The organism is Microbacterium sp. CGR1, assembly GCF_001266755.1.
Classification (GTDB): Bacteria; Actinomycetota; Actinomycetes; order Actinomycetales; family Microbacteriaceae; genus Microbacterium.
On sequence record NZ_CP012299.1, the window covers coordinates 1,903,564 to 1,924,228 of the forward strand.

Below are 20,665 nucleotides of genomic sequence, written 5' to 3' on the forward strand. Positions count from 1 at the left end.
CGGAGCACCCGCCCCGGCGGCCTGCCGATCTCACCGCTCGGCGAGCGGCTGCGCCGAAGAGTAACCGGAATACTGCCAAGATGATGCGCGGAGAGGGGTTTCCATGACCGCGAGCGCGCACGACGACGGATCCGTCCACCCGACGAAGGGTCGTCGCCCCTGGCATCGCACGAAGGTGGCCGCCGGAATCGTGCTGATCGTCGTCGCCGTGGTGGCGATCATCGGCGCGCTCACCCCCTGGCCGTCCGCGATGGTCATCCGCGCGGTGTTCACCCAGGGCGGCGACGAGACTGCCGCCGAGATGGACAAGCACGTGCCCGACACCGAACTCACCGAGAAGCTCGATCTCGCGTATGCGGACGGAGGCGCCGACACCACGATGGACGTCTTCACACCGGCATCCGCCACGGGCCCGCTTCCGACCGTCGTCTGGATTCACGGCGGCGCCTGGATCTCGGGATCGAAGGAGAACGTCGACCCGTACATGCGGATCCTCGCTGCGGAGGGCTACACGACCATCGCCGTGAACTACACGATCGGACCCGAAGGGGTGTATCCGCTCGCCGTGCACCAGCTCAACGACGCGCTCGCCTACATCGACGCGCACGCCGACGAGCTGGGCGTCGACCCGACCCGGATCGTGCTCGCGGGCGACTCCGCCGGAGGTCAGCTGGCCAGTCAGATGGCGACGCTCATCACGAGCCCCGACTACGCCGACATCATGGACGTCACCCCGGCGCTCGAGGCCGAGCAGGTGGTGGCGACCGTGCTGAACTGCGGCGTCTACGACCTGGCCGCACTCGCGACGCTCGACGGCATCGCCGGTTGGGGGCTGAAGACCTCGATGTGGGCGTACTCAGGCACCAAGACCTGGGCCGAGGACTCGACCGGTGCCACGATGTCGACGATCGACTGGGTCACCGAGGACTTCCCGACGACCTACATCTCGGGCGGCAACGGCGACGGTCTCACCTGGCTGCAGTCGATCCCCATGGCCCAGCGGCTCGACGCGCTCGGCGTCGACGTGACGACCCTCTTCTGGCCTGCGCCGCACGAGCCGCAGCTGCCCCACGAATACCAGTTCCATCTCGACATGCCGGATGCGCAGACGGCCCTGCAGAAGACCATCGACTTCCTGGACGCGCACACCACCCGCTGACGGGGCGGGGTCGGGGTGGGCCGTCTTTCGTGTCCCGCTGCCTACTTCATCGTGTCGAGGATGCCGACGAGGTCGTCGAACGTGGTGAGCGGGTTAAGGATCGCGAAGCGGGTGTTCGGGCGGCCTCCATGCGAGCTCGGCACGACGAACGCGCGCTGCGAGTCGAGGAGTTCGTCGGACCACCGGTCGTAGTCGCCGCGTTCCCAGCCCTCGCGTTCGAAGACGACGACCGACAGCTGCGGGTCGCGCACGAGACGGAGCTCGGGCCGCGCGGCGATCTCGGCGGCGATCCGCTGCGTCAGAGCGAGCGTCGCGCTCACGGCCTCGCGATAGGCCGTCACCCCGTACGTCGCGAGCGAGAACCAGAGCGGCAACCCCCGGGGGCGCCGGGTGAGCTGGATCGAGTAGTCCGACGGGCTGAAGTCGCCCGCGTCGGTGAGCGTGTCGAGGTATTCGGCGTGCTGGGTGTGCGCGCGACGACCCGCATCGGGGTCACGGTAGATCAGCGCGCAGCAGTCGAAGGGCGCGAACAGCCACTTGTGCGGATCGACGATCACCGAGTCGGCGCGCTCCACCCCGGCGAAGACACCCCGGGCCTCGGGGGCCAGCATGGCGGTCAGCCCGTACGCGCCGTCGATGTGCAGCCAGAAGTCGAACTCGTCCTTCAGCGCGGCGATGCCGGCGATGTCGTCGACGATACCGAAGTTGGTCGAGCCGCCGGTGGCGACCACAGCGCAGATCTCGTCGCCGTGCTCGGCGAGTGCGTCGCGCACCGCGTCCGCCCTCAGCACGCCGTCGTCTCCGGCCGGCACGAGCAGCACGTCGGCGTCCATGACCTTCGCCGCCGACTTGTTCGAGGAGTGCGCCTCGACGCTGCACACGATCTTCCAGCGACGAGGCAGCTCCTTGCCCGCGTCGAGCAGCTTCGCCTTCGCCGCCTCGCGCGCCGCGACGAGTGCCGACAGGTTGCCGATCGTGCCACCCTGCACGAACACCCCGCCCGCGGTGTCGGGAAGGCCGAACTCGGAGGCGAGGAACGACAGCACCTCGTTCTCGGCGTGCACGGCTCCTGCGCCCTCGAGCCAGCTGCCGCCATAGAGGCCGGATGCCGAGACCACGAGGTCGAACGCGATCGACGCGATGGTCGGCGCCGTCGGGATGAACGACAGATACGCCGGGTGGCTCGTCGTCAGGCAGGCGGGAGCGAGGATGTGCTCGAACACGCTGAGCGCCCGCTGCGATCCGAGACCCGCATCGGTGATCGTCGTGCCGACCAGACGGTCGAGCTCGGCGGGCGACTGGGGCTTGTCGAGCGGCACATCGGCCGCGAGCATCCGCCGGCGCGAGTAGTCGAGCACTGCATCGACGATCGCCGTCGATTCGGCCGAGGCCGCGTGCATGCGTTCTGCTCCCATGAGCTGTCCTTACCTGAGGGTTTCTGCGGGCTGTGCGGGCTGTGCTGCCCGTCGTGCTGCGCCGGGCTCGAGATCGTCCGACACCGGAACGGAGGGCTCCGGAACGTCCGTCACGGGGACATCGAGCACGGCGGAGAGGGTGCGGCGAGCGAGTGCCGCCCGATCGCGCGGCGCCCAGTGCACGAGCGAGTGGGCGCTCATCCCGTCGACCATGGCGAGCAGCATCCACGCCGACGAATCGGGATCGACCCGCACTGCCGGATCTTCGGCGATCGCCCGGGCGATGAGGTCTTCGAGGGCGCTGTGCCAGAGGTCCATCTCGGTGCGCACCCGGGTGCCGAGCGCCTCGTTGCGGGCTCCGAGCGCCCACGACTGCACCCACACCATCGCCACGTCGTCGCGCGAGTCATCGAGCAGCGTCTCGATGAGACGCAGCAGATTCGTGCGCAGGTCGACAGTCGGGTCGTAGGAGGAGATGACCTCTTCGCGCTCGGCCGCGACGATCGTCGTGAAGACCTCGGCGACGAACGACTCCATCACGGGCCGGTAGTGGGCGACGAGAGCGGGTGTGACGCCGACCCGCGCAGCGACGGCGCGCACGGTGAGGGCCTCGAGGCCGCTCTCCGAGGCGAGCGATACGGCGCCGTCGAGGATCGAGCGTTCGCGCTCCTCCGGCGGCAGCCTGCGCGGTGCGGCGGCTCTTGACGTGGTCTTCATCACGGGTTACCGTATCACTCGTTGATCGCGTGTTCAATAGCGACGGCGACTCTCGTTGCCGAGGTCGTGATCAGCAGCGAGGGAGACAACCATGGCCTGGCACATGCCCGCCGAGACCGCACCGCACGACCGCACCTGGATGGCGTTCCCCACCGAGGGGCCGACGCTCGGCGAGACGGCGGCCGAGCGCGACGAGGGCTACGAGACCTGGACCGCCGTCGCCCATGCGGTCGCCGAGTTCGAGCCGGTCACGATGATCGTCGACCCTGCGGAGATCGCCCGCGCCCGGCGGATGCTCAGCGGTGCCATCGACATCGTCGAGGCGCCGGTCGACGAGTTCTGGATGCGCGACACCGGGCCGACGTTCGTCATCGACGACGAGCGACCCGGCGTGCTCGGCGCGGTGGACTGGATCTTCAACGGGTGGGGCGCACCGGCCTGGGCGCAGTGGCAGAAGGCGGCGCAGCACGCGCGCATCATCGCCGGGGCCGTCGACGCCGAGCTCGTGAGCTCGACCCTCGTCAACGAGGGCGGCGGAATCCACGTCGACGGCGAGGGCACCGTGCTGCTCACCGAGACCGTGCAGCTCGATCCGCGCCGCAACCCCTACGCCGACAAGGCCCGCGTCGAGGCCGAGATGGCCCGCACTCTCGGCACCTCGAAGGCCGTGTGGCTGCCCCGGGGCCTCACCCGCGACTACGACGACTTCGGCACGAACGGCCACGTCGACATCGTGGCGACGATCGTCTCCCCCGGTCGGCTGCTGCTGCACGATCAGCAGGATCCCGCGCACCCCGACCACGAGGTCACCCGCGAGCTGCGCGCGCACCTCGGCGATCAGACCGATGCCGCCGGTCGCCGCTTCGAGATCGTCGACCTGCCCGCGCCCGCGACCCTGCGCGACGGCGAGGGGTTCGTGGACTGGAGCTACGTCAACCATCTGGTCACCAACGACGGCGTCGTCGCGTGCGGGTTCGGCGACGAGAAGGCGGATGCCGCCGCGAGGGCCATCCTCGCCGACGTCTATCCCGGCCGCCGGGTCGTCACCGTCGACGCGCGCCCGCTGTTCGACCGCGGCGGCGGCATCCACTGCATCACCCAGCAGCAGCCGAGTGTGGGGGTGTCCGCATGATCGACGTGGTCGAGGCGTCGATCGCCGACCTGCGACGAGCGCTGGAGACGGGCGCTGCCACCTCCGTCGAACTGGTCGACGCCTACCTCGCGCGCATCGCCGCCTACGACGGCCCCGATACGGACACGGCTCTGAACGCGATCGTCGTCGCGAATCCCGAGGCGCGCACGGAGGCCGAGGCATCGGACGCGAGACGTGCCCGTGGCGAGACGCGGGGGCCGCTCGATGGCATCCCGTACACGGCGAAAGACAGTTATCTCGTGCGAGGGCTCACGGCGGCCGCCGGCAGCCCCGCCTTCGCCGACCTCGTCGCGCAGCGCGACGCGTTCACGATCGAGCGCCTGCGGTCGGGAGGCGCGATCTGCCTCGGGCTGACCAACATGCCGCCGATGGCGAACGGCGGCATGCAGCGCGGCGTCTACGGCCGCGCCGAGAGCCCCTACAACGCCGACTTCCTCACCGCGCCCTTCGCCTCCGGGTCGTCGAACGGCTCGGGCACGGCGACGGCGGCCAGCTTCGGCGCGTTCGGTCTGGGCGAGGAGACCTGGTCGAGCGGTCGCGGCCCGGCCACGAACAACGCCCTGTGCGCCTACACGCCCTCGCGAGGCGTCATCTCGACGCGGGGCAACTGGCCGCTCGTGCCGACGATGGATGTCGTCGTGCCGCACACCCGCACGATGGCCGATCTGCTGGAGGTGCTCGAGGTGATCGTCGCCGACGACGCCGAGGTCCGCGGCGATTTCTGGCGCGCACAGCCCTGGGTGTCGCTGCCGCAGTCCTCCGAGGTCCGCCCCGCGTCGTACAGCGCGCTCTCCACCGATGCGGCGGCAGCTCTCCACGGCGCTCGCATCGGAATCCCGCGCATGTACATCAACGCCGACTCCGACGCCGGCACCGCCGACGATGCGGGCATCGGCGGCCCGACCGGCCGGCGCATCGCGACGCGTCCGTCCGTGATCGACCGGTGGCAGGCGGCCCGACGGAGCCTCGAGGCGGCCGGCGCGACGGTCGTCGACGTGGACTTCCCGGTGGTGTCGAACTACGAGGGCGATCGACCCGGCACCCCGACCATCGCCACCCGCGGGCTCGTCACGCCGGAGTACCTGCACCGCGAGATCGTCGACCTGTCGGCCTGGGCCTGGGAGGATTTCCTGCGGGCGAACGGCGACCCGCGGCTGCACACTCTCGCGGAGGTCGACGGGGCATCGATCTTCCCCCACCCTGAGGGTGCACTGCCCGACCGCTACACCGGCTTCGACGACGACATCGCCGAGTACCCGGAATGGGTGCGCGAGAACCCCGGCGTCGGATTCGAGGACATGCCCGAGCTGCCTGACGGCCTCCGCGGACTCGAGGAGACCCGCCGGGTCGACCTCGAACAGTGGATGGACGAGCTCGAGCTCGACGCGGTCGTCTTCCCCGCGGTGGCCGACGTCGGGCCGGCTGACATGGATGTGAACGAGTCATCCGCCGACCTCGGCTGGCGCAACGGCACCTGGATCGCGAACGGCAACCTGACCATCCGTCATCTCGGCATTCCGACCGTGACGGTGCCGATGGGTCTGATGGCCGACATCGGCATGCCGATCGGCCTGACGTTCGCCGGCCGCGCCTACGACGACTCGTCGCTGCTGCGACTCGCGGCCGGGTTCGAAGCCGTCGGCGCACCCGGCGAGCGGCGTACTCCCCCGCCGCGCACGTCGAGGCTCTGACCTCGGCGGAGCCGGTCCCACCGCGCGACATTTCACTATTGTGACGCTCGCCACGATTGTTATATGTTCTTCCTGTCCGTCACGACAGGAAGCGACCCATGAGCACCGAGAACAACGAGCGCGAGCTCGAGGCCGGCATCGTCACCGATCTGTCCGGACGCATGACGTACGGGTCGTATCTGTCGCTCGACCAGCTGCTCACCGCCCAGAATCCCGTCAGCGTCCCGGAGCACCATGATGAGCTGCTGTTCATCATCCAGCACCAGACGACCGAGCTCTGGCTCAAGCAGCTGCTGCACGAGCTGTCGTCCGCACGCCAGCTGCTCGCGAGCGACGACCTCCGTGAGGCGCTGAAGAGGGTCGCGCGCGTCAAGCGCATCCAGGACGTCATGACCCAGCAGTGGGCGATCCTCGCGACGCTCACGCCCACCGAATACGCGCAGTTCCGCGGAGCGCTCGGCAATTCCTCCGGCTTCCAGTCGGTGCAGTACCGCGCCGTCGAGTTCGCGCTGGGCAACAAGAACGAGAAGATGCTGAGCGTCTTCAGCGACCACCCCGCGAACCTCGCGCTGCTCACCGCCGAATGGCACAAGCCGACGCTCTATGACGAGTTCCTGCGCTACGCCTCGCGACGCGGCCTCCCGATCCCGACCGAGATCCTCGACCGGGACGTGCGTCTCCCCTACCGCGAGACGCCCGCACTCGTGCCCGCCATCCGTGAGATCTACCAGAACCACCAGCAGCACTGGGATCTGTATGAAGCGTGCGAAGACCTCGTCGACCTCGAGGACAACTTCCAGTTCTGGCGCTTCCGTCACCTCAAGACCGTCGCGCGCACGATCGGCATGAAGGTCGGCACCGGCGGCTCGAGCGGAGTCGGATTCCTGCAGCGCGCCCTCGACCTGACGTTCTTCCCCGAGCTCTACACCGTGCGCACCGAGATCGGCGGCTGATGCACGCGGCGACCTTCTTCGACGGCGAAGGATGGCGCGACGGCATCATCGACCGCGACGGCGAGCGGATGCGACTCCGCGCCGAGCCTCCCGCCCGCGATCTGCCCCGTCTGGCCGGCGTGCTCATCGGCGGCTTCACCGACCACCACGTGCACCTTCAGCTCATCGACCACACGCTGCTCGCGAGCTCGACCCTGGGCCGCGTGGTCGACCTCGGGGCGGACCCGGCCGTCATCGAAGCGCTGTCCCGGGCATCGGCGCCCCACGACTTTGGAGATCTGCGCCACACCATCCCGGATTCTGCGGATGTCCGCCGAGCCGACGCGGGGATTCCGGAGTTCCGGCGAACCGACGCCTCGCACCGTGTCCAGGTCGACTTCGCCGGCGCATTCCTCACTCCCGTCGGCGGGTACCCGAGTGACCGCGACTGGGCCCCCACAGGATCCTTCCGCGAGATCGCGAACGCAGAGACGGCGCGCGCGGCCGTCACCGCGATGGCGGATGCCGGAGCATCCTGCATCAAGGTGGCGAGCAACGCCACCGCAGGCCCCGTCTTCGACGACGACCTGTTCCGCACGATCGTCGACGCCGCCTCGGCCAGCGGGCTCCCCGTGGTCGCCCATGCCGAAGGACCGGGCCAGGCGCAGCGCGCCGCTCGCCTCGGGGCCGGCCGTCTCGCCCATGCACCGTTCACCGAACGGCTCGCCGACGACGAGATCACCCGACAGGCGGCATCCGTCTCGTGGATCTCGACGCTCGCGATCCACGATGCAGACAGCGACGAGCGAGCCACCGCGGTCGACAACGTCCGCCGCTTCCACGCCGCCGGCGGAATGGTGCTCTACGGCACCGACATGGGCAACGGTCCGACGCCCGTGGGCCTGAACCCCGCCGAGCTCGCAGCGCTCCGCGAGGCAGACATCGCGGGCGATGACCTCCTGCGCGCTCTCGCGCCGCTGGACCCGCTCGATCCCGCCGCTCTGCTCCTGAGGCTCCCCGGCGTCAACGCCGACCCGACACTCGCCCGCCCGCTGACCAGCGCCGATCTGAAGGCATGACATGACCGACTCACCCGAGACCACGACCGCCGCTCCGACCGCCGACCGCACCCTCCTCGACCTCGCGCAGGCTCTCGACGCGGCCGATCCGCTGCATTCGCATCTCTCCGCCTTCGCCGAAGCGCCCGGCGTCGGCGCCTACCTCGACGGCAACTCGCTCGGCCGGCCCCTGAAGGACACCCCCGAGAAGCTCGCCGCATTCGTGCGCGACGACTGGGGCACCCGCCTGATCCGCTCGTGGGACGAGCAGTGGATGGCCCTTCCGATGGAGCTCGGAGATCGCATCGGACGTGTCACCCTCGGCGCCGCCGCGGGTCAGGCCGTGGTCGCCGACTCGACCAGCGTGCTGATCTACAAGCTGATGCGCGCGGCGGCCACCGCCGACCCCTCGCGCACCGAGCTCGTCATCGAGGCGGGCAACTTCCCGACCGACCGGTTCATGGCCGAGGGCGTCGCCGCCGAGACCGGCATGACGGTGCGGTGGATCGAGCCCGATCCGGTGCTCGGGGTGCAGATGGCCGATGTGGTCGCTGCGATCTCGGCGAAGACGGCGCTCGTGTCGCTGAGCCACGTCGACTACCGCTCCGGCGCCCTCGCCGATATGCCGGCGATCACCACCGCGGTGCACGAGGTCGGCGCGCTGATGATGTGGGATCTGTGCCACTCGGCCGGCGTGATCCCCATGCAGCTCGACGACTGGGGCGTCGACATGGCCGTCGGGTGCACCTACAAGTACCTCAACGGCGGCCCCGGCTCCCCCGCGTTCGCCTACCTGCGGCGCGAGCATCAGGGTGTGCTGCGCCAGCCGATCCAAGGGTGGTGGAGCGCCGCCGACATCTTCGCGATGGGTCCGCAGTACGAGCCGGCCGGCGACATCCGTCAGCTGCTCAGCGGCACTCCCCCGATCACCTCGATGCTCGCGATGCAGGGCATGCTCGACCTGATCGAGCAGGCGTCGGTCGAGGCGATCCGTGAGAAGTCGCTCTCGCTCACCGATTTCGCGGTCCGCGCCCACGACGAGGTGCTCGCGCCCCTCGGCGTGCGCCTGCTCAGCACCCGCGACGCCGCACAGCGCGGAAGCCACGTGACCATCGGCCACCCCGACTTCCGCGCGGTGACGCAGCGACTGTGGGCCGACGGCATCATCCCCGACTTCCGCTTCCCCGACGGCATCCGTCTGGGGCTCTCCCCTCTCAGCACGTCGTATGTCGAGACGCTCACCGGCGTCCTCGCCGTGCGCGACGCACTGGAGTCGCATGACCGCTGACCGCGCAGAGGCGACCACAGGCCCCGTGCTCGATGACATCGATGCGCGCCCCGGCAGCACCGCCTCCCTCTTGCGCACTCTGGTCGGGCTGTATCTGCGACCTCTCGGCGGCTGGATCTCGACGGCCGACCTGGTCGCCCTCGCCGGCGATCTCGGGATCCCCACGGCGCAGGCGCGCACCGGCGTCACCCGTCTCAAGCAGAAGGGACTGCTGCTCGCCGAGCGCAGGCACGCGGCCGGGTATCTGCTGAATCCGGATGCCGCGACGATGCTCGAGCGCGGCGATCGGCGCATCTTCGAGATGCGCGAGATGACGGATGCCGACAGCTGGTGCCTCATCTCGTTCTCGATGCCCGAGAGCGCGCGAGCCACCCGGCACCAGCTTCGCCGTCGCCTGCAGTGGATCGGGGCGGGTGTCGTCTCGCCTGCGCTGTGGATCTGTCCGGGGCATCTGCAGGGCGAGGTGCAGGAGATCGTCGACGACCTCGAAGCGAGCGAGTGGGTGACCCTGTTCCAGGCCGGCACGCCGACGACGGCCCGCACACTGCCCGAGGCCGCCGCCGACTGGTGGGACCTCGAGTCGCTGCGCGCCGAGCACCTCGCGTTCCAGGCCTCGCTCGCGACGCTGCCCACCGCGCCGTTCGCCGCGTATGTGCAGCTGCTCGACCGCTGGCGAGTGCTGCCCTACGTCGATCCGGGGCTGCCGCCGTCGATGCTGCCGGCCGAGTGGCCCGGTCGGCGCAGCGTCGCCGAGTTCCAGAGGCTGTCGACAGAGCTGTCGGATGCCGCGTGGCGGCGTGTGCGCGACGTCACGCGACACTCCGCGGCCGGAAGCTCCGCGACCGGCGCCGAGCTCACCGCGGCGGGGCGGTCGTAGCCCGCACCACCAGCCGCGTCGGCAGGATCACGTGCATCTCGTCGACCTCCTGCCCCGCGAGCAGCGTGAACACCATGTCAGCCGCGACCGCGCCGAGTCGCCGCATCGGCTGCTGGATGGTCGTGAGCGGCAGCGCCCTTCTGGTGGCCTCCGGCACGTCGTCGAATCCGATCACCGACAGATCGTCGGGCACCCGCAGACCGAGCTCGTGGGCGACATCGATGACCGCGATCGCGGAGAGGTCGTTGGCGGCGAAGATCGCCGTGGGACGCGAGTCGCCGCTCAGCATGATGCGAGCGGATTCCCTCGTCGCGTCGAGCTCGTAGCGACCGACACCGATGAGCGACGGATCGAGGGGGATCCCCGCGTCCGACAGAGCCCTGCGATACCCGGCGTCGCGAAGCCCGGCGGAGCGCAGGTCGGGGCGACCTGCGAGGAAGCCGATGCGGCGGTGGCCCAGTTCGATGAGGTGTCTGGTCGCGACGAGCGCGCCTCCGAAGCTGTCCGACTCGACCGTGGGCAGGTCGGCCCGGCCCGTGTGCGGGTCGATCGCGACGACGGGGATCTCGGTGCCGGCGCTGACGACCGTGGGCGTGACCATGATCGCGGCGTCGATCAGCGTGCCGGAGAGCCTGCTCAGGGACCGGCGTTCCCATCCGTCGCCCGCGCCGAGGTGGGAACCGCTGTACGCGAGCAGATCGAAGGAGGTGTCGTGCACGGCCGAGCCGACGCCCTTCAGGATCTCGGCGCTGAAGGGTTCGAAGTCCGCCAGCAGCACGCCGATCACACCGGTGCGCCGCGCGCGCATACTGCTCGCCACGAGGCTCGACTCGTAGCCGAGCTCCTTCACCGCGTCGAGTACGCGCTGCACCGTGGCATCCGCGATCCCGTACCGACCGTTGACCGCCTTCGAGACGGTCGACACAGACACTCCCGCCGCTTTCGCGACGTCATGGATCGTCGTGCGTGCCCCCATGAGACGCCAGCGTAGTCTCCCGCCGATCGCGATGGAAACTGTTTTCGAAAACGTTTGACGATCGAGCGCGTCCGCCGGAGACTCATGCCACTGCGGTCTCACCAGAGTGTCCGCAGGCGCCCCGCAGTGACGCGGCGCGCAACTCGATGAGGAGAACGATCACATGAACAGCAGAAGGCTCCCCCTCGCCTCCGCAGTCACGGTCCTGGCCGTCGGAGCGCTCGCGCTCTCGGGCTGCACCGCGGACTCGTCCGGCTCCGGTGACGGCGGCGACACCAGCATGACCCTGTGGCACAACTCGACGACGGGCCCCGGAGTGGAGTTCTGGGAACAGACCGTCGCGGATTTCGAGAAGGACAACCCGGGCGTGACGATCGACATCCAGTCGATCCAGAACGAGGATCTCGACGGCAAGCTGCAGACCGCCCTCAACTCGGGCGACGCCCCCGACATCTTCCTGCAGCGCGGTGGCGGCAAGATGGCGGCGATGGTCAAGGCCGGCCAGCTCAAGGACCTCACCGACGCCATCGACGGCCCGGCCGCCGACGAGATCCCCGATGCGTCGTACTCGGCGAACAGCCTTGACGGCAAGATCTACGCCATGCCCGTCGCCGTACTGCCCGGCGGCCTCTTCTACAGCCAGGACCTCTTCGACCAGGCCGGCATCACCGGGAACCCGACGACCCTCGAGGAGCTCGAGGTCGCCACCGAGGCGCTGAAGGCGGAGGGGATCGACCCGATCGCACTCGGCGCCAAGGACGCCTGGCCCGCCGCGCACTGGTACTACTGGCTGGCGCTGCGCGAATGCAGCTCGGACACCCTCGCCGCCGCGGCGGACGAGATGGACTTCAGCGACGACTGCTGGGTGCGTGCCGGTGAGGACCTGCAGGCGTTCGCCGAGACCGAGCCCTTCAACTCCGGATTCCTGACGACTCCCGCACAGCAGGGCGCGGGCAGCTCGGCCGGCCTCATCGCGAACCACCAGGCCGCCATGGAGCTCATGGGCGCGTGGAACCCCGGCGTGATCGGCTCGCTCACCCCTGATCAGAAGCCGCTGGCCGACCTCAGCTGGTTCCCGTTCCCCGAGGTCGAGGGCGGAGACGGCGAACCCGGCTCCATGATGGGTGGCGTCGACGGCTACTCGTGCTCGGTGGATGCACCGGACGCCTGCGTCGACTTCCTGAACTACATCGGCACCTCGGACGTGCAGACCGCGTACTACAAGGCGTTCAACGCCCCGCCCGTCAACACGGTCGCTCAGGAGGCCGTCACCGAGCCCTACCTGCAGACGATCCTCGAGGCGTACAACGCTGCCCCCTACGCGACGCAGTGGCTCGACACCGTCTACGGCCAGAACGTGGGCAACGCGCTGAACGTCGCCGTGGTCGACCTGCTCGCCGGCAACAGCAGCGCGGAAGACCTCGTCAAGGCTGTGCAGGATGCCGCAGCGAAAGCGTGACATGCGTGCCCGGCTGGAAGTGATCCTTCTGGCCGGGCCCGCCCTGCTCGTGTTCCTCGCCTTCGTCATCTTCCCGGTGCTGATGGCGGCGTACTACGGGTTCTTCAGCTGGCAGGGCTACGGCCCTCCCACCGACTTCGTCGGGCTGAAGAACTACCTCACGATCCTCCAGGATCCGCTGTTCCACGACGCGCTCGCGCACAACGGGTTCATCCTGGTGTTCTCCCTCGTGCTCCAGGGCCCGATCGCCATCGTGCTGGCGCTGCTGCTCAACCGCAAGATGCGCGGCCAGTCGCTGATCCGCGTGCTGATCTTCGTCCCTTACGTCATCTCCGAGGTCGTCGTGGGCACGGGGTGGAGCCTGATGCTGCAGACCAACGGCGCGATCAACGCGATGCTGACGAACATGGGCCTCGGATTCCTCGCCACCGACTGGCTGTCGGATCCCGGCATCGCGATCTGGACGCTGATGGCCATCATCACGTGGAAGTACATCGGCTTCGCGGTCATCCTGTTCCTCGCGGGCCTCCAGGGCATCCCGGAGGAGCTGCACGAGGCGGCGGCGATCGACGGCGCGTCCTACTGGCAGATCCAGTGGCGCATCACTCTGCCGCTCCTGGCGCCGACTCTGCGCATCTGGGCGTTCCTGTCGATCATCGGCTCACTGCAGCTGTTCGACCTCGTCTACATCATCTGGGGCCAGTACATCGCTTCCACCGCGGGTACGTCGACCATGGCGACCTACATGGTCTCCGAAGGCCGCAACGCCGGCAACTACGGCTACGGCAACGCGGTCGCGGTCGTCCTGTTCCTCATCTCGCTCGTGGTCGCTCTCATCTATCAGCGTGCGGTGCTGCGCAAGGACACCGACGGCGCTCTCACGGGTGCCTCGGGTCGCAAGCGCGGCTCCCGGTCGCGCGCGTCGCAGGATGCCGTCCCGCAGGATGCCGTCGCAGACGCAGACGCCGACTCCGGTGCAGACGCCACCACACAGAAGGAGTACGTCCGATGACCGCCACCTCGGTGCTCGTCACCCAGCGACCCGCACGTCTCGGACGCCCGGGTCGAACCGCCAAGCCGAAGCTCCCGTGGGCGCATCCGAACGTGTACTTCGTCGCGCTGATCGCCGTCGGACTGATGCTCGCGCCCATCGCATACATCATCACCGGCGGGTTCCGCACGAACGCGCAGATCACGACCGACCCGTCGGGGTTCCCGTCTCCCTGGGTGGTGTCGAACTACCTCGACGTCCTCACCGGCGACGTGTTCTGGCGGCTCGTGGGCAACTCGACGATCGTCGCCCTCGCGACCACCGTGGGCACCGTCGCTCTCGCGCTGATGGCGGCATACGTGCTCGCTCGATACCGGTTCGCCGGTCGCGGCGTGCTCTACGCCTTCTTCGCCGCGGGCCTGATGTTCCCGCTGACCGTGGCGATCACGCCGCTGTACATCGTGGTGCGCAGTCTCGGGCTGATGAACTCGCTCGGCGGAGTGATCCTGCCGCAGATCGCCTTCGCCCTGCCGACGACCATCATCATCCTCGTGCCGTTCCTCCGGGCGATCCCCGATGAGATCGAGGAGGCCGCGTTCATCGACGGATGCAGCCGCATCGGGTTCTTCTGGCGGATGGTGCTGCCGCTCTCCCTGCCGGGAGTGATCACGACCGGCATCCTGGCGTTCATCGGCAGCTGGAACGGCTATCTGCTGCCGCTGTTCATCCTCAACGACGCCTCGGCGTTCACCTTGCCGCTCGGCGTGCAGTCGTTCGCCTCGCAGTACTCGGTCGACACCGCGAAAGTGCTGGCATTCACCTCCCTGTCGATGATCCCTGCGCTGATCTTCTTCAGCCTGTTCGAACGGCGGATCGTGGGAGGGCTGACCGGTGCTGTCAAGGGCTGACACGGTCGCCGTCGCGACCCCACACGTCGACGAGAACGAGAACGAGAGAGAGAACAAGATGTCGCAGTACGCAGGCGCCGCGCCGCGCTCGCCCCGCGTCGAGGAGCTCCTCGCGCGGATGACCCTCGAGGAGAAGCAGGCGCAGCTCGTCGGCTTCTGGGTGGACCAGGGCGTCGAGGTCGTCGCGCCGATGTCGGGCGAGAAGAAGAGCTCGACCCGCTACGAGGACGCCTCGGAGCACGGGATCGGCCACCTCACCCGGGTGTACGGCACGCGTCCGGTCGACCCTGTGGAACGCGCCGAGTGGCTGTGGGCCGAGCAGCGCCGCCTGAAGCAGCAGACCAGACTCGGCATCCCCGCCATCGTGCATGAGGAGTGCCTGACCGGTCTCGCCGCCTGGAAGGCAGCGACCTTCCCGACGCCGCTCGCCTGGGGCGCCGCGTTCGACCCCGAGCTCGTCGAGGAGGTGGGCCGAGCGGTCGGATCATCGATGCGCGCACTCGGGATCCATCAGGGCCTCGCTCCCGTGCTCGACGTCATCCGCGACCCCCGCTGGGGCCGGGTCGACGAGTGCATCGCCGAGGACCCGCTGGTCGTCGGCCGGGTGGGCACGGCGTATGTCCGCGGCCTCCAGTCCGAGGGCGTGCACGCGACCCTGAAGCACTTCATCGGATACTCCGCTTCGAAGGCCGGACGCAATCACGCGCCCGTGAGCGCGGGCGTGCGAGAGATCGAGGACGTGCTGCTCCCGCCGTTCGAGATGGCGATCCACGAGGGCGGCGCCCGCAGCGTGATGAACTCCTACGTCGACATCGACGGCGTTCCCGTCACGGCGGACGCGCACTACCTGACCGGCATCCTGCGCGATCGCTGGGGGTTCGACGGAGTCGTCGTGTCGGACTACTTCGCGGTCGACTTCCTCTACAGCATGCACCGCGCAGCCGCGGACTCAGCGGACGCCGCCAGGCTCGCGCTCACAGCGGGAATCGATGTCGAGCTGCCCTCGCCCGACGCCTTCGTCACGCTCGCCGATCAGGTGCGGGACGGTCGGCTCCCGGTCGAGATCCTCGACAGGGCCGTGGGGCGGGTGCTCGCGCAGAAGGAGGAGCTCGGGCTGCTGGATGCCGACTTCGACACCCCTCCGACCGCGATCGACCTGGATCCGGCAGAGCACCGTGCGCTCGCGCGCCGTCTCGCCGAGGAGTCGATCGTGCTGCTGAGCAACGACGGATCCCTGCCGCTCGCGCCCTCGACCACCGCCAGGATCGCCGTGATCGGGCCGAACGCCGACAGCGCCGAAGCGCTGATGGGGTGTTACTCGTTCGTCAACCATGTGCTCGCGCATCACCCCGACACCCCCGCAGGCATCGATCTGCCGACGGTCGCCGGCTCGCTGCGCGACGAGTTCCCCGCCGCCGAGATCGTCTCGGCGATCGGATGCGATGTCGAGGGCTCCGATCGCTCCGGCATCCCCGCCGCGGTCGACGCCGCCTCCGCTGCCGACGTCGCCGTCGTCGTGGTGGGCGATCGCGCCGGCCTCTTCGGACGAGGCACCGTGGGCGAGGGCAACGACGTCGAGGACCTCGAGCTCCCCGGCGTCCAGCGCGAGCTGGTCGAGGCCGTCGTCGCGACCGGCACTCCTGTGATCCTCATCGCGATGACCGGACGTCCGTACGTCCTCGACTGGGCGCTGCCGACCCGTGCGGGCGCCGCCGGGACCATGACCGGCCTCGGAGCGGTCGACGGCTCTGCTGTGGCGAACGAGGCATCCGCGGGCATCCCCGCGGCTGTGCTGCAGACGTTCTTCCCCGGCGAGGAGGGCGGCCCCGCGATCGCGCGGCTGCTGAGCGGTCGCGTCGCTCCGTCGGGTCGGCTGCCGGTATCGCTGCCGCGTTCGGCGGGAGCGCAGCCGTACTCCTATCTGCACCCCGTGCTGGGCGGGCTCACGGATGTCACGAGCGCCGACTCCACGCCCGTGCGGCCCTTCGGCTTCGGTCTCAGCTACACGACCTTCGCCCACGATCAGCTCACCGCACCCGCATCGGTCACCTCGGGGGAGAACTTCCGGGCGACGGTGCGCGTGCGCAACACCGGCGAGATCGCCGCGACGGACGTCGTGCAGCTCTACGCGCACGACGAGGTCGCGAGCGTGACCCGTCCGGTCGCCCAGCTGCTGGACTTCCGGCGGGTCGCGCTCGCGCCCGGTGCCGAGCAGATCGTCGAGTTCGACGTGCCCATCGACCGGCTGGCCTTCACCGGGCTCGACGGCGTCAAGCGGGTCGAAGCAGGAGCCGTACGCCTGTGGGTCGGCGGCGCCTGTGACGAGGAGGAGACGGTCGCCCGGCTCGAGATCGTGTGAGGCGTCAGCCCTTCACACCCGCGATGAACGCGCTCACGTGCTCCTGGAGCTTCAGGATGCGCATCTCGCGGGCGAGCTCGCGGTCGTAGCCCTCGTAGGCGAGCGGCGGCAGCACGCGCACGTTCTGCGAGCATCCGAACTCCGCGCAGACGAGAGTGCCGATGCTGTCGCCCTTGCGGCCGGCCGGACCCGCCTTGCGGGCGACGTACAGCTGCACGTCGTTGCGCAGGGTGACGTCCTCGCACCAGGAGCACTGGGCTCTGGCTGTGACGCGCTGCTCGGCGCGCTGCAGGATCACGCCGGTGAGGACGTCATCGACCCAGGCGACGACATAGGAACGTCGAGGGAGCTTGGGGTCGACCCAGCCGAGGTAGTCGAGCTTCTCGACGTCGAGGTCGGCGAAGCCGGCGGGCAGGGTGAGATCGGAGACCTCCTTGCGGGAGGCGTTGATGAAGGAGGCGCGCAGGGTGCGCTCGTCGATGGGACGCATGGGTCGGTGCTTTCGTGTGGGCCGCAGAGGGCGGCGGAAGAGGAATGGAGGACGGCATCCGCACGGATGCCGGGTACGACGTGGTTCCGGGGACGGGATGTTCCGCCTCCGGCCGATCGTCAGCCTCTGTCCGTGGCGCTGAACGCGCCCACGGCTCCATTCCGCGCTCGATCCGGAATCCGGAGAGCGCTCTTCGACAACAGCACCCCGCGAGTCTACGCCCGTTTGTTTCGGAGCATGTCGGCTCGGGTTTCCTCGCTGCCACGGCCGACCTACTCTTGCCGGAACGTCCGCTCATGAAGGAGACCACCGTGTCCACGCCGCTGAACCGCCTTTCGCCCCTCTCGGTGCGTGAGCGTTCTGCGTGCATGTGCCGCCACGGCTTCGCGTGCTCCTCGTTCGAGGCGGGTCACGCGCTTCACCTGATCCAGGCGCGCATCGCATCGGCGACCCCGACCGAGTGGGCGGACGCGATCGTCGAGCACTCCGACGCGGCGACCGGCGAGCTGACCGTGCGCACCCTCGACGGGGCGACTCACGCACTGTGGAACAGCGGCGGCGCAGCGCTCGAGGCTCCTGCGGGCACGCCGATCGCGCTGCACGTGCGCTACGGCGTGCTGGCCGTCGGTCGCACGCAGTTCAACGTCGCGCTCTCCTGAGGGCGCCGTGCGACTCGCTGCCGCTCAGGCGGCCGCCATCATCATGTCCTTGACGGCCATGCACGCGTCCATGCAGTCCTTGCAGGTCTGAGCGCACATCTTGCACACCTCGCTGTGGTCGGCGTGCGCCATGCACTCGTCCATGCACGTCTGACACATCGCGATGCAGGCGTCGAGCATCGCCATCATCGACGCAGGGGTCATGCCCTGCATCCGCATCATCGACCGCATCATGGTGTTGCACATGTCCGCGCAGTTCATGCATGCCGGCGAGCAGTCCATCATCTGCGTCGAGCACACCGTGCACGCCTGCTCACAAGCCGAGCACGCGTCCATGCAGGCCTGCATGACCGACATGTCCATGGTCGCCATGTCGGGCATCGACATCATGTTCGAGCGCATGGCGCCCATCATCATCGAGTCCATGTTCTACCGCTTCCTTCGTCGACCGCAGCCGAGGTGAGAGCGGGCAGGACCACCCGCCTGGGGCCAGGCTAGTCGTCGCCGACGTCCGCGTCGACGGGGAGGTGGAGCTGTCACGCCCGACCGCGGTTGTCAATCCCGTGTGCAGGATTCTCGGTCCGTGCGACGGTGGACATCCATTGATCGACTGATGAAAGGAATCGCGCCATGAGTGGAGCAGACGACATCAAGAACGCAGCCGAGAAGGCCGGCGGAAAGATCAAGGAGGGCGTCGGAAAGGCGACCGACAACGAGAGCCTCGAAGCCGAGGGTCGCGCCGACCAGACGAAGGCTTCGGTCAAGCAGGCCGGAGAGAACGTCAAGGACGCCGCACACAACGTCGGCGACGGCCTGCGGGACGCTTCCCGGGACTGATCCCCTGAAACGGAGTGAGGCCCGCCGAAGCGGGCCTCACTGCGTGGATCAGCGGGTGCGGCTGCCGGAGATCGCTCGGATCAACCAGGCGATGACCGCGATGGCCAGCAGCACCAGGCCGACCCACAGGAGGAACTGCAGGGACTGCACGAGCCCGCCGGTGATCGCCAGGATGATGGCGACCACGATGATGATGATCAGCAGGATGTTCATCGGTCTTTCCCTTCTTGGGGGCGCGGGGGAGTGCGCCCATCGGTCACTCAACCTAGACCCCCGGGGCCTGTCACCGGAGGGCCTTGACGCGGGGCTTCCCGCCGTGCGAGAGGAGCAGACGACATGCCAGGACGCAGGAACAACTCACTGAAGGATCCGGAGCTGTACGAAGAGCTCCGCGATGACGGCGCCTCGAAGGAGAAGGCCGCCAGGATCTCGAACGCCGCGGCCAGAGACGGCCGCAGCACGGTCGGGCGCCGAGGCGGCGAGCACGGCGACTACGAGGACTGGACCGTCGACGAACTGCGCAAACGCGCCAAGGAGATCGGCCTCACCGGTTACAGCGGCAAGCGCAAGGCCGAGCTCATCTCGGCGCTGCGCGATCATTAGGTCCGCGTCTGTGGCCCGGTTCGGTGTCGAGGAGGAGTTCGTCCTCCTCGACGAGCAGACACTCGTGCCGTCGGCCATGACTCCCGAGACGCGCGAGCGCATCCTCGACGCGGCGGGCTCCGGTCTCACCCCTGAGTATCTGACCTGCCAGCTCGAGTCGGCGACCGACCCGTGCGTCACGCGAGCGGATGCCGAGGGGCAGCTGCGTCGCACGCGAGGGATTCTCGGCGAGGTCGCTGCGGAGCAGGGATCGATCGTGGCCGCCTCCGGCACCCCCTTCATCTCGCCCAACCGCCTCGTGGTCTCGTCGTCGCCCCACTACGACGCGGTATCCGCCCAGCTCGTCGAGATCACGCGTGAGCACGAGGTCAACGGCCTGCACATCCACGTCGAGGTGCCGGACGAGGAGGAGCGCGTCCGCGTGGTCAACCGCGTGCGGGCCTGGTTGCCTCCGCTGCTCGCCATCACCGGCAATGCGCCGTTCGCGCACGGGCGGGATTCGGGCTACGCGAGTTGGCGCAGCATCCTGATCCGTCGACTTCCTGCCTCGTGGAGTCCTCCTCTCTTCCACGATCTGAGCGACTACCGCTCGCACGTCCATCAGCTGGTCTCGATGGGGGCCATCGCCGAAGCCAGCTCGCTGTCATGGACCGTCCGCCTGTCCGAGAGGTTCCCCACCGTCGAGGTGCGCGTCTTCGATGCGCAGCTGACGGTCGACGACACTCTGCTCGCCGTGGCCCTGACTCGCGCGCTGCTGGTGAGCGACGCCCTCGACGACTGTCACGGTCTGAGCCTCGACGCGATCGACGCCTCGCTGTGGACCGCGGCCAGATACGGCACGGATGCTCGCCTCGTCGACCCGGTGGACGGATCGATCGAACCGGCCTGGACGATCGCCGACCGGCTGCTCGAACGGCTGCGCCCGGCGCTCGCCCAGCTCGGCGACGACGATTTCGTGGTCGACGGCCTCGCCCGCCTCCGATCCGAGGGCACCGGCGCCCAGCGCCAGCACCGCGCCTACGCGGATGACGGCGCCGCCGGACTCCGCGAGCTGTATCGGACGAGCACCGCGACCCGCTGACCGCCCCGGAGG

21 protein-coding genes are annotated in these 20,665 nt (G+C 69.1%); 15 read left to right on the forward strand and 6 right to left on the reverse strand.

The window, feature by feature from the left end; genetic code table 11:
- Positions 1 to 103: 103 nt before the first annotated feature.
- Complete coding sequence (locus tag AKG07_RS09230; protein WP_053097598.1) at positions 104 to 1,159, forward strand: alpha/beta hydrolase; 1,056 nt, start codon at positions 104 to 106, stop codon at positions 1,157 to 1,159.
- Between the two features lie 41 nt (positions 1,160 to 1,200).
- Here the strand turns inward: AKG07_RS09230 and AKG07_RS09235 are convergent, their stop codons facing one another.
- Both AKG07_RS09235 and AKG07_RS09240 read right to left on the reverse strand, forming a co-directional pair.
- On the reverse strand, positions 1,201 to 2,574 hold the full coding sequence (locus AKG07_RS09235; RefSeq protein WP_053097599.1) for a pyridoxal phosphate-dependent decarboxylase family protein: 1,374 nt from the start codon (positions 2,572 to 2,574) through the stop codon (positions 1,201 to 1,203).
- A 9-nt stretch (positions 2,575 to 2,583) separates the two neighbouring features.
- Entirely contained in the window at positions 2,584 to 3,291 is a 708-nt protein-coding gene (locus AKG07_RS09240) for a TetR/AcrR family transcriptional regulator (RefSeq protein WP_053097600.1), read from the reverse strand.
- A gap of 91 nt (positions 3,292 to 3,382) precedes the next feature.
- On the opposite strand from AKG07_RS09240, the gene AKG07_RS09245 reads away from it, so the two are divergent.
- From AKG07_RS09245 to AKG07_RS09270, 6 genes are all read left to right on the forward strand, one after another.
- Positions 3,383 to 4,423 carry an agmatine deiminase family protein gene (locus AKG07_RS09245; RefSeq protein WP_053097601.1) on the forward strand — a complete coding sequence of 347 codons (1,041 nt, stop codon included), beginning with the start codon at positions 3,383 to 3,385 and terminating at the stop codon, positions 4,421 to 4,423.
- Positions 4,420 to 6,135, forward strand: coding sequence for an amidase (locus AKG07_RS09250; RefSeq protein WP_053097602.1), 1,716 nt, complete (start codon positions 4,420 to 4,422; stop codon positions 6,133 to 6,135). Before AKG07_RS09245 ends, AKG07_RS09250 begins: the two co-directional genes overlap by 4 nt.
- A gap of 98 nt (positions 6,136 to 6,233) precedes the next feature.
- Entirely contained in the window at positions 6,234 to 7,088 is an 855-nt protein-coding gene (locus AKG07_RS09255; RefSeq protein WP_053097603.1) for a tryptophan 2,3-dioxygenase, read from the forward strand.
- Positions 7,088 to 8,146 carry an amidohydrolase family protein gene (locus tag AKG07_RS09260; RefSeq protein WP_053097604.1) on the forward strand — a complete coding sequence of 353 codons (1,059 nt, stop codon included), beginning with the start codon at positions 7,088 to 7,090 and terminating at the stop codon, positions 8,144 to 8,146. The genes AKG07_RS09255 and AKG07_RS09260 overlap by 1 nt, the downstream gene beginning before the upstream one ends.
- 1 nt (position 8,147) lies before the next feature.
- Positions 8,148 to 9,413: a kynureninase gene (locus AKG07_RS09265; RefSeq protein ID WP_053097605.1), complete on the forward strand. Its 1,266-nt coding sequence runs from the start codon at positions 8,148 to 8,150 to the stop codon at positions 9,411 to 9,413.
- Positions 9,403 to 10,290, forward strand: a complete 888-nt coding sequence (locus tag AKG07_RS09270) for a PaaX family transcriptional regulator (RefSeq protein ID WP_072591741.1) — start codon at positions 9,403 to 9,405, stop codon at positions 10,288 to 10,290. Before AKG07_RS09265 ends, AKG07_RS09270 begins: the two co-directional genes overlap by 11 nt.
- Here the strand turns inward: AKG07_RS09270 and AKG07_RS09275 are convergent.
- Complete coding sequence (locus tag AKG07_RS09275) at positions 10,268 to 11,266, reverse strand: LacI family DNA-binding transcriptional regulator (protein ID WP_053097606.1); 999 nt, start codon at positions 11,264 to 11,266, stop codon at positions 10,268 to 10,270. The genes AKG07_RS09270 and AKG07_RS09275 overlap by 23 nt on opposite strands.
- A gap of 163 nt (positions 11,267 to 11,429) precedes the next feature.
- Between AKG07_RS09275 and AKG07_RS09280 the strand changes: the two genes are divergently transcribed.
- Genes AKG07_RS09280 through AKG07_RS09295 form a run of 4 tightly spaced genes read left to right on the forward strand, consistent with a single transcriptional unit; the run spans position 11,430 to position 16,983 of the window.
- A complete protein-coding gene (locus tag AKG07_RS09280; protein WP_053097607.1) occupies positions 11,430 to 12,725 on the forward strand; it encodes an ABC transporter substrate-binding protein in 1,296 nt (431 codons plus the stop codon).
- On the forward strand, positions 12,706 to 13,737 hold the full coding sequence (locus tag AKG07_RS09285) for a carbohydrate ABC transporter permease (protein WP_082297874.1): 1,032 nt from the start codon (positions 12,706 to 12,708) through the stop codon (positions 13,735 to 13,737). Before AKG07_RS09280 ends, AKG07_RS09285 begins: the two co-directional genes overlap by 20 nt.
- Positions 13,734 to 14,624, forward strand: a complete 891-nt coding sequence (locus AKG07_RS09290; protein ID WP_053097608.1) for a carbohydrate ABC transporter permease — start codon at positions 13,734 to 13,736, stop codon at positions 14,622 to 14,624. The genes AKG07_RS09285 and AKG07_RS09290 overlap by 4 nt, the downstream gene beginning before the upstream one ends.
- A 58-nt stretch (positions 14,625 to 14,682) precedes the next feature.
- The gene (locus tag AKG07_RS09295; RefSeq protein ID WP_233277356.1) at positions 14,683 to 16,983 is read left to right on the forward strand and encodes a beta-xylosidase/alpha-l-arabinosidase; all 2,301 of its coding nucleotides are present in this window, start codon (positions 14,683 to 14,685) and stop codon (positions 16,981 to 16,983) included.
- Between the two features lie 4 nt (positions 16,984 to 16,987).
- Here the strand turns inward: AKG07_RS09295 and AKG07_RS09300 are convergent, their stop codons facing one another.
- Positions 16,988 to 17,473: an FBP domain-containing protein gene (locus AKG07_RS09300; protein ID WP_053097609.1), complete on the reverse strand. Its 486-nt coding sequence runs from the start codon at positions 17,471 to 17,473 to the stop codon at positions 16,988 to 16,990.
- A gap of 296 nt (positions 17,474 to 17,769) precedes the next feature.
- Between AKG07_RS09300 and AKG07_RS09305 the strand changes: the two genes are divergently transcribed.
- Positions 17,770 to 18,132, forward strand: a complete 363-nt coding sequence (locus tag AKG07_RS09305; protein ID WP_233277237.1) for a hypothetical protein — start codon at positions 17,770 to 17,772, stop codon at positions 18,130 to 18,132.
- 24 nt (positions 18,133 to 18,156) lie between these two features.
- Here AKG07_RS09305 and AKG07_RS09310 read toward each other — a convergent pair whose 3' ends face one another.
- Complete coding sequence (locus tag AKG07_RS09310; protein WP_233277238.1) at positions 18,157 to 18,549, reverse strand: hypothetical protein; 393 nt, start codon at positions 18,547 to 18,549, stop codon at positions 18,157 to 18,159.
- Between the two features lie 213 nt (positions 18,550 to 18,762).
- Here AKG07_RS09310 and AKG07_RS09315 point away from each other — a divergent pair, with 213 nt between their 5' ends.
- Positions 18,763 to 18,969, forward strand: coding sequence for a CsbD family protein (locus tag AKG07_RS09315; protein ID WP_053097611.1), 207 nt, complete (start codon positions 18,763 to 18,765; stop codon positions 18,967 to 18,969).
- A gap of 48 nt (positions 18,970 to 19,017) precedes the next feature.
- Here the strand turns inward: AKG07_RS09315 and AKG07_RS17845 are convergent, their stop codons facing one another.
- Positions 19,018 to 19,182, reverse strand: coding sequence for a hypothetical protein (locus tag AKG07_RS17845; protein WP_167347464.1), 165 nt, complete (start codon positions 19,180 to 19,182; stop codon positions 19,018 to 19,020).
- A 123-nt stretch (positions 19,183 to 19,305) separates the two neighbouring features.
- On the opposite strand from AKG07_RS17845, the gene AKG07_RS17850 reads away from it, so the two are divergent.
- Together AKG07_RS17850 and AKG07_RS09325 are read left to right on the forward strand one after the other, a co-directional pair.
- Positions 19,306 to 19,572 carry a DUF7218 family protein gene (locus tag AKG07_RS17850; RefSeq protein ID WP_053097612.1) on the forward strand — a complete coding sequence of 89 codons (267 nt, stop codon included), beginning with the start codon at positions 19,306 to 19,308 and terminating at the stop codon, positions 19,570 to 19,572.
- A gap of 10 nt (positions 19,573 to 19,582) precedes the next feature.
- Positions 19,583 to 20,653, forward strand: coding sequence for a carboxylate-amine ligase (locus AKG07_RS09325; protein WP_053097613.1), 1,071 nt, complete (start codon positions 19,583 to 19,585; stop codon positions 20,651 to 20,653).
- The last annotated feature ends 12 nt before the right edge of the window (positions 20,654 to 20,665 follow it).

Bases quoted from the DNA above. Each gene is read 5' to 3' on its own strand.
- AKG07_RS09230 (WP_053097598.1), top strand. From the start codon at position 104: ATGACCGCGAGCGCGCACGACGACGGATCCGTCCACCCGACGAAGGGT.
- AKG07_RS09235 (WP_053097599.1), bottom strand. From the start codon at position 2,574: ATGGGAGCAGAACGCATGCACGCGGCCTCGGCCGAATCGACGGCGATC.
- AKG07_RS09240 (WP_053097600.1), bottom strand. From the start codon at position 3,291: ATGAAGACCACGTCAAGAGCCGCCGCACCGCGCAGGCTGCCGCCGGAG.
- AKG07_RS09245 (WP_053097601.1), top strand. From the start codon at position 3,383: ATGGCCTGGCACATGCCCGCCGAGACCGCACCGCACGACCGCACCTGG.
- AKG07_RS09250 (WP_053097602.1), top strand. From the start codon at position 4,420: ATGATCGACGTGGTCGAGGCGTCGATCGCCGACCTGCGACGAGCGCTG.
- AKG07_RS09255 (WP_053097603.1), top strand. From the start codon at position 6,234: ATGAGCACCGAGAACAACGAGCGCGAGCTCGAGGCCGGCATCGTCACC.
- AKG07_RS09260 (WP_053097604.1), top strand. From the start codon at position 7,088: ATGCACGCGGCGACCTTCTTCGACGGCGAAGGATGGCGCGACGGCATC.
- AKG07_RS09265 (WP_053097605.1), top strand. From the start codon at position 8,148: ATGACCGACTCACCCGAGACCACGACCGCCGCTCCGACCGCCGACCGC.
- AKG07_RS09270 (WP_072591741.1), top strand. From the start codon at position 9,403: ATGACCGCTGACCGCGCAGAGGCGACCACAGGCCCCGTGCTCGATGAC.
- AKG07_RS09275 (WP_053097606.1), bottom strand. From the start codon at position 11,266: ATGGGGGCACGCACGACGATCCATGACGTCGCGAAAGCGGCGGGAGTG.
- AKG07_RS09280 (WP_053097607.1), top strand. From the start codon at position 11,430: ATGAACAGCAGAAGGCTCCCCCTCGCCTCCGCAGTCACGGTCCTGGCC.
- AKG07_RS09285 (WP_082297874.1), top strand. From the start codon at position 12,706: ATGCCGCAGCGAAAGCGTGACATGCGTGCCCGGCTGGAAGTGATCCTT.
- AKG07_RS09290 (WP_053097608.1), top strand. From the start codon at position 13,734: ATGACCGCCACCTCGGTGCTCGTCACCCAGCGACCCGCACGTCTCGGA.
- AKG07_RS09295 (WP_233277356.1), top strand. From the start codon at position 14,683: ATGTCGCAGTACGCAGGCGCCGCGCCGCGCTCGCCCCGCGTCGAGGAG.
- AKG07_RS09300 (WP_053097609.1), bottom strand. From the start codon at position 17,473: ATGCGTCCCATCGACGAGCGCACCCTGCGCGCCTCCTTCATCAACGCC.
- AKG07_RS09305 (WP_233277237.1), top strand. From the start codon at position 17,770: ATGAAGGAGACCACCGTGTCCACGCCGCTGAACCGCCTTTCGCCCCTC.
- AKG07_RS09310 (WP_233277238.1), bottom strand. From the start codon at position 18,549: ATGATGATGGGCGCCATGCGCTCGAACATGATGTCGATGCCCGACATG.
- AKG07_RS09315 (WP_053097611.1), top strand. From the start codon at position 18,763: ATGAGTGGAGCAGACGACATCAAGAACGCAGCCGAGAAGGCCGGCGGA.
- AKG07_RS17845 (WP_167347464.1), bottom strand. From the start codon at position 19,182: ATGAACATCCTGCTGATCATCATCATCGTGGTCGCCATCATCCTGGCG.
- AKG07_RS17850 (WP_053097612.1), top strand. From the start codon at position 19,306: ATGCCAGGACGCAGGAACAACTCACTGAAGGATCCGGAGCTGTACGAA.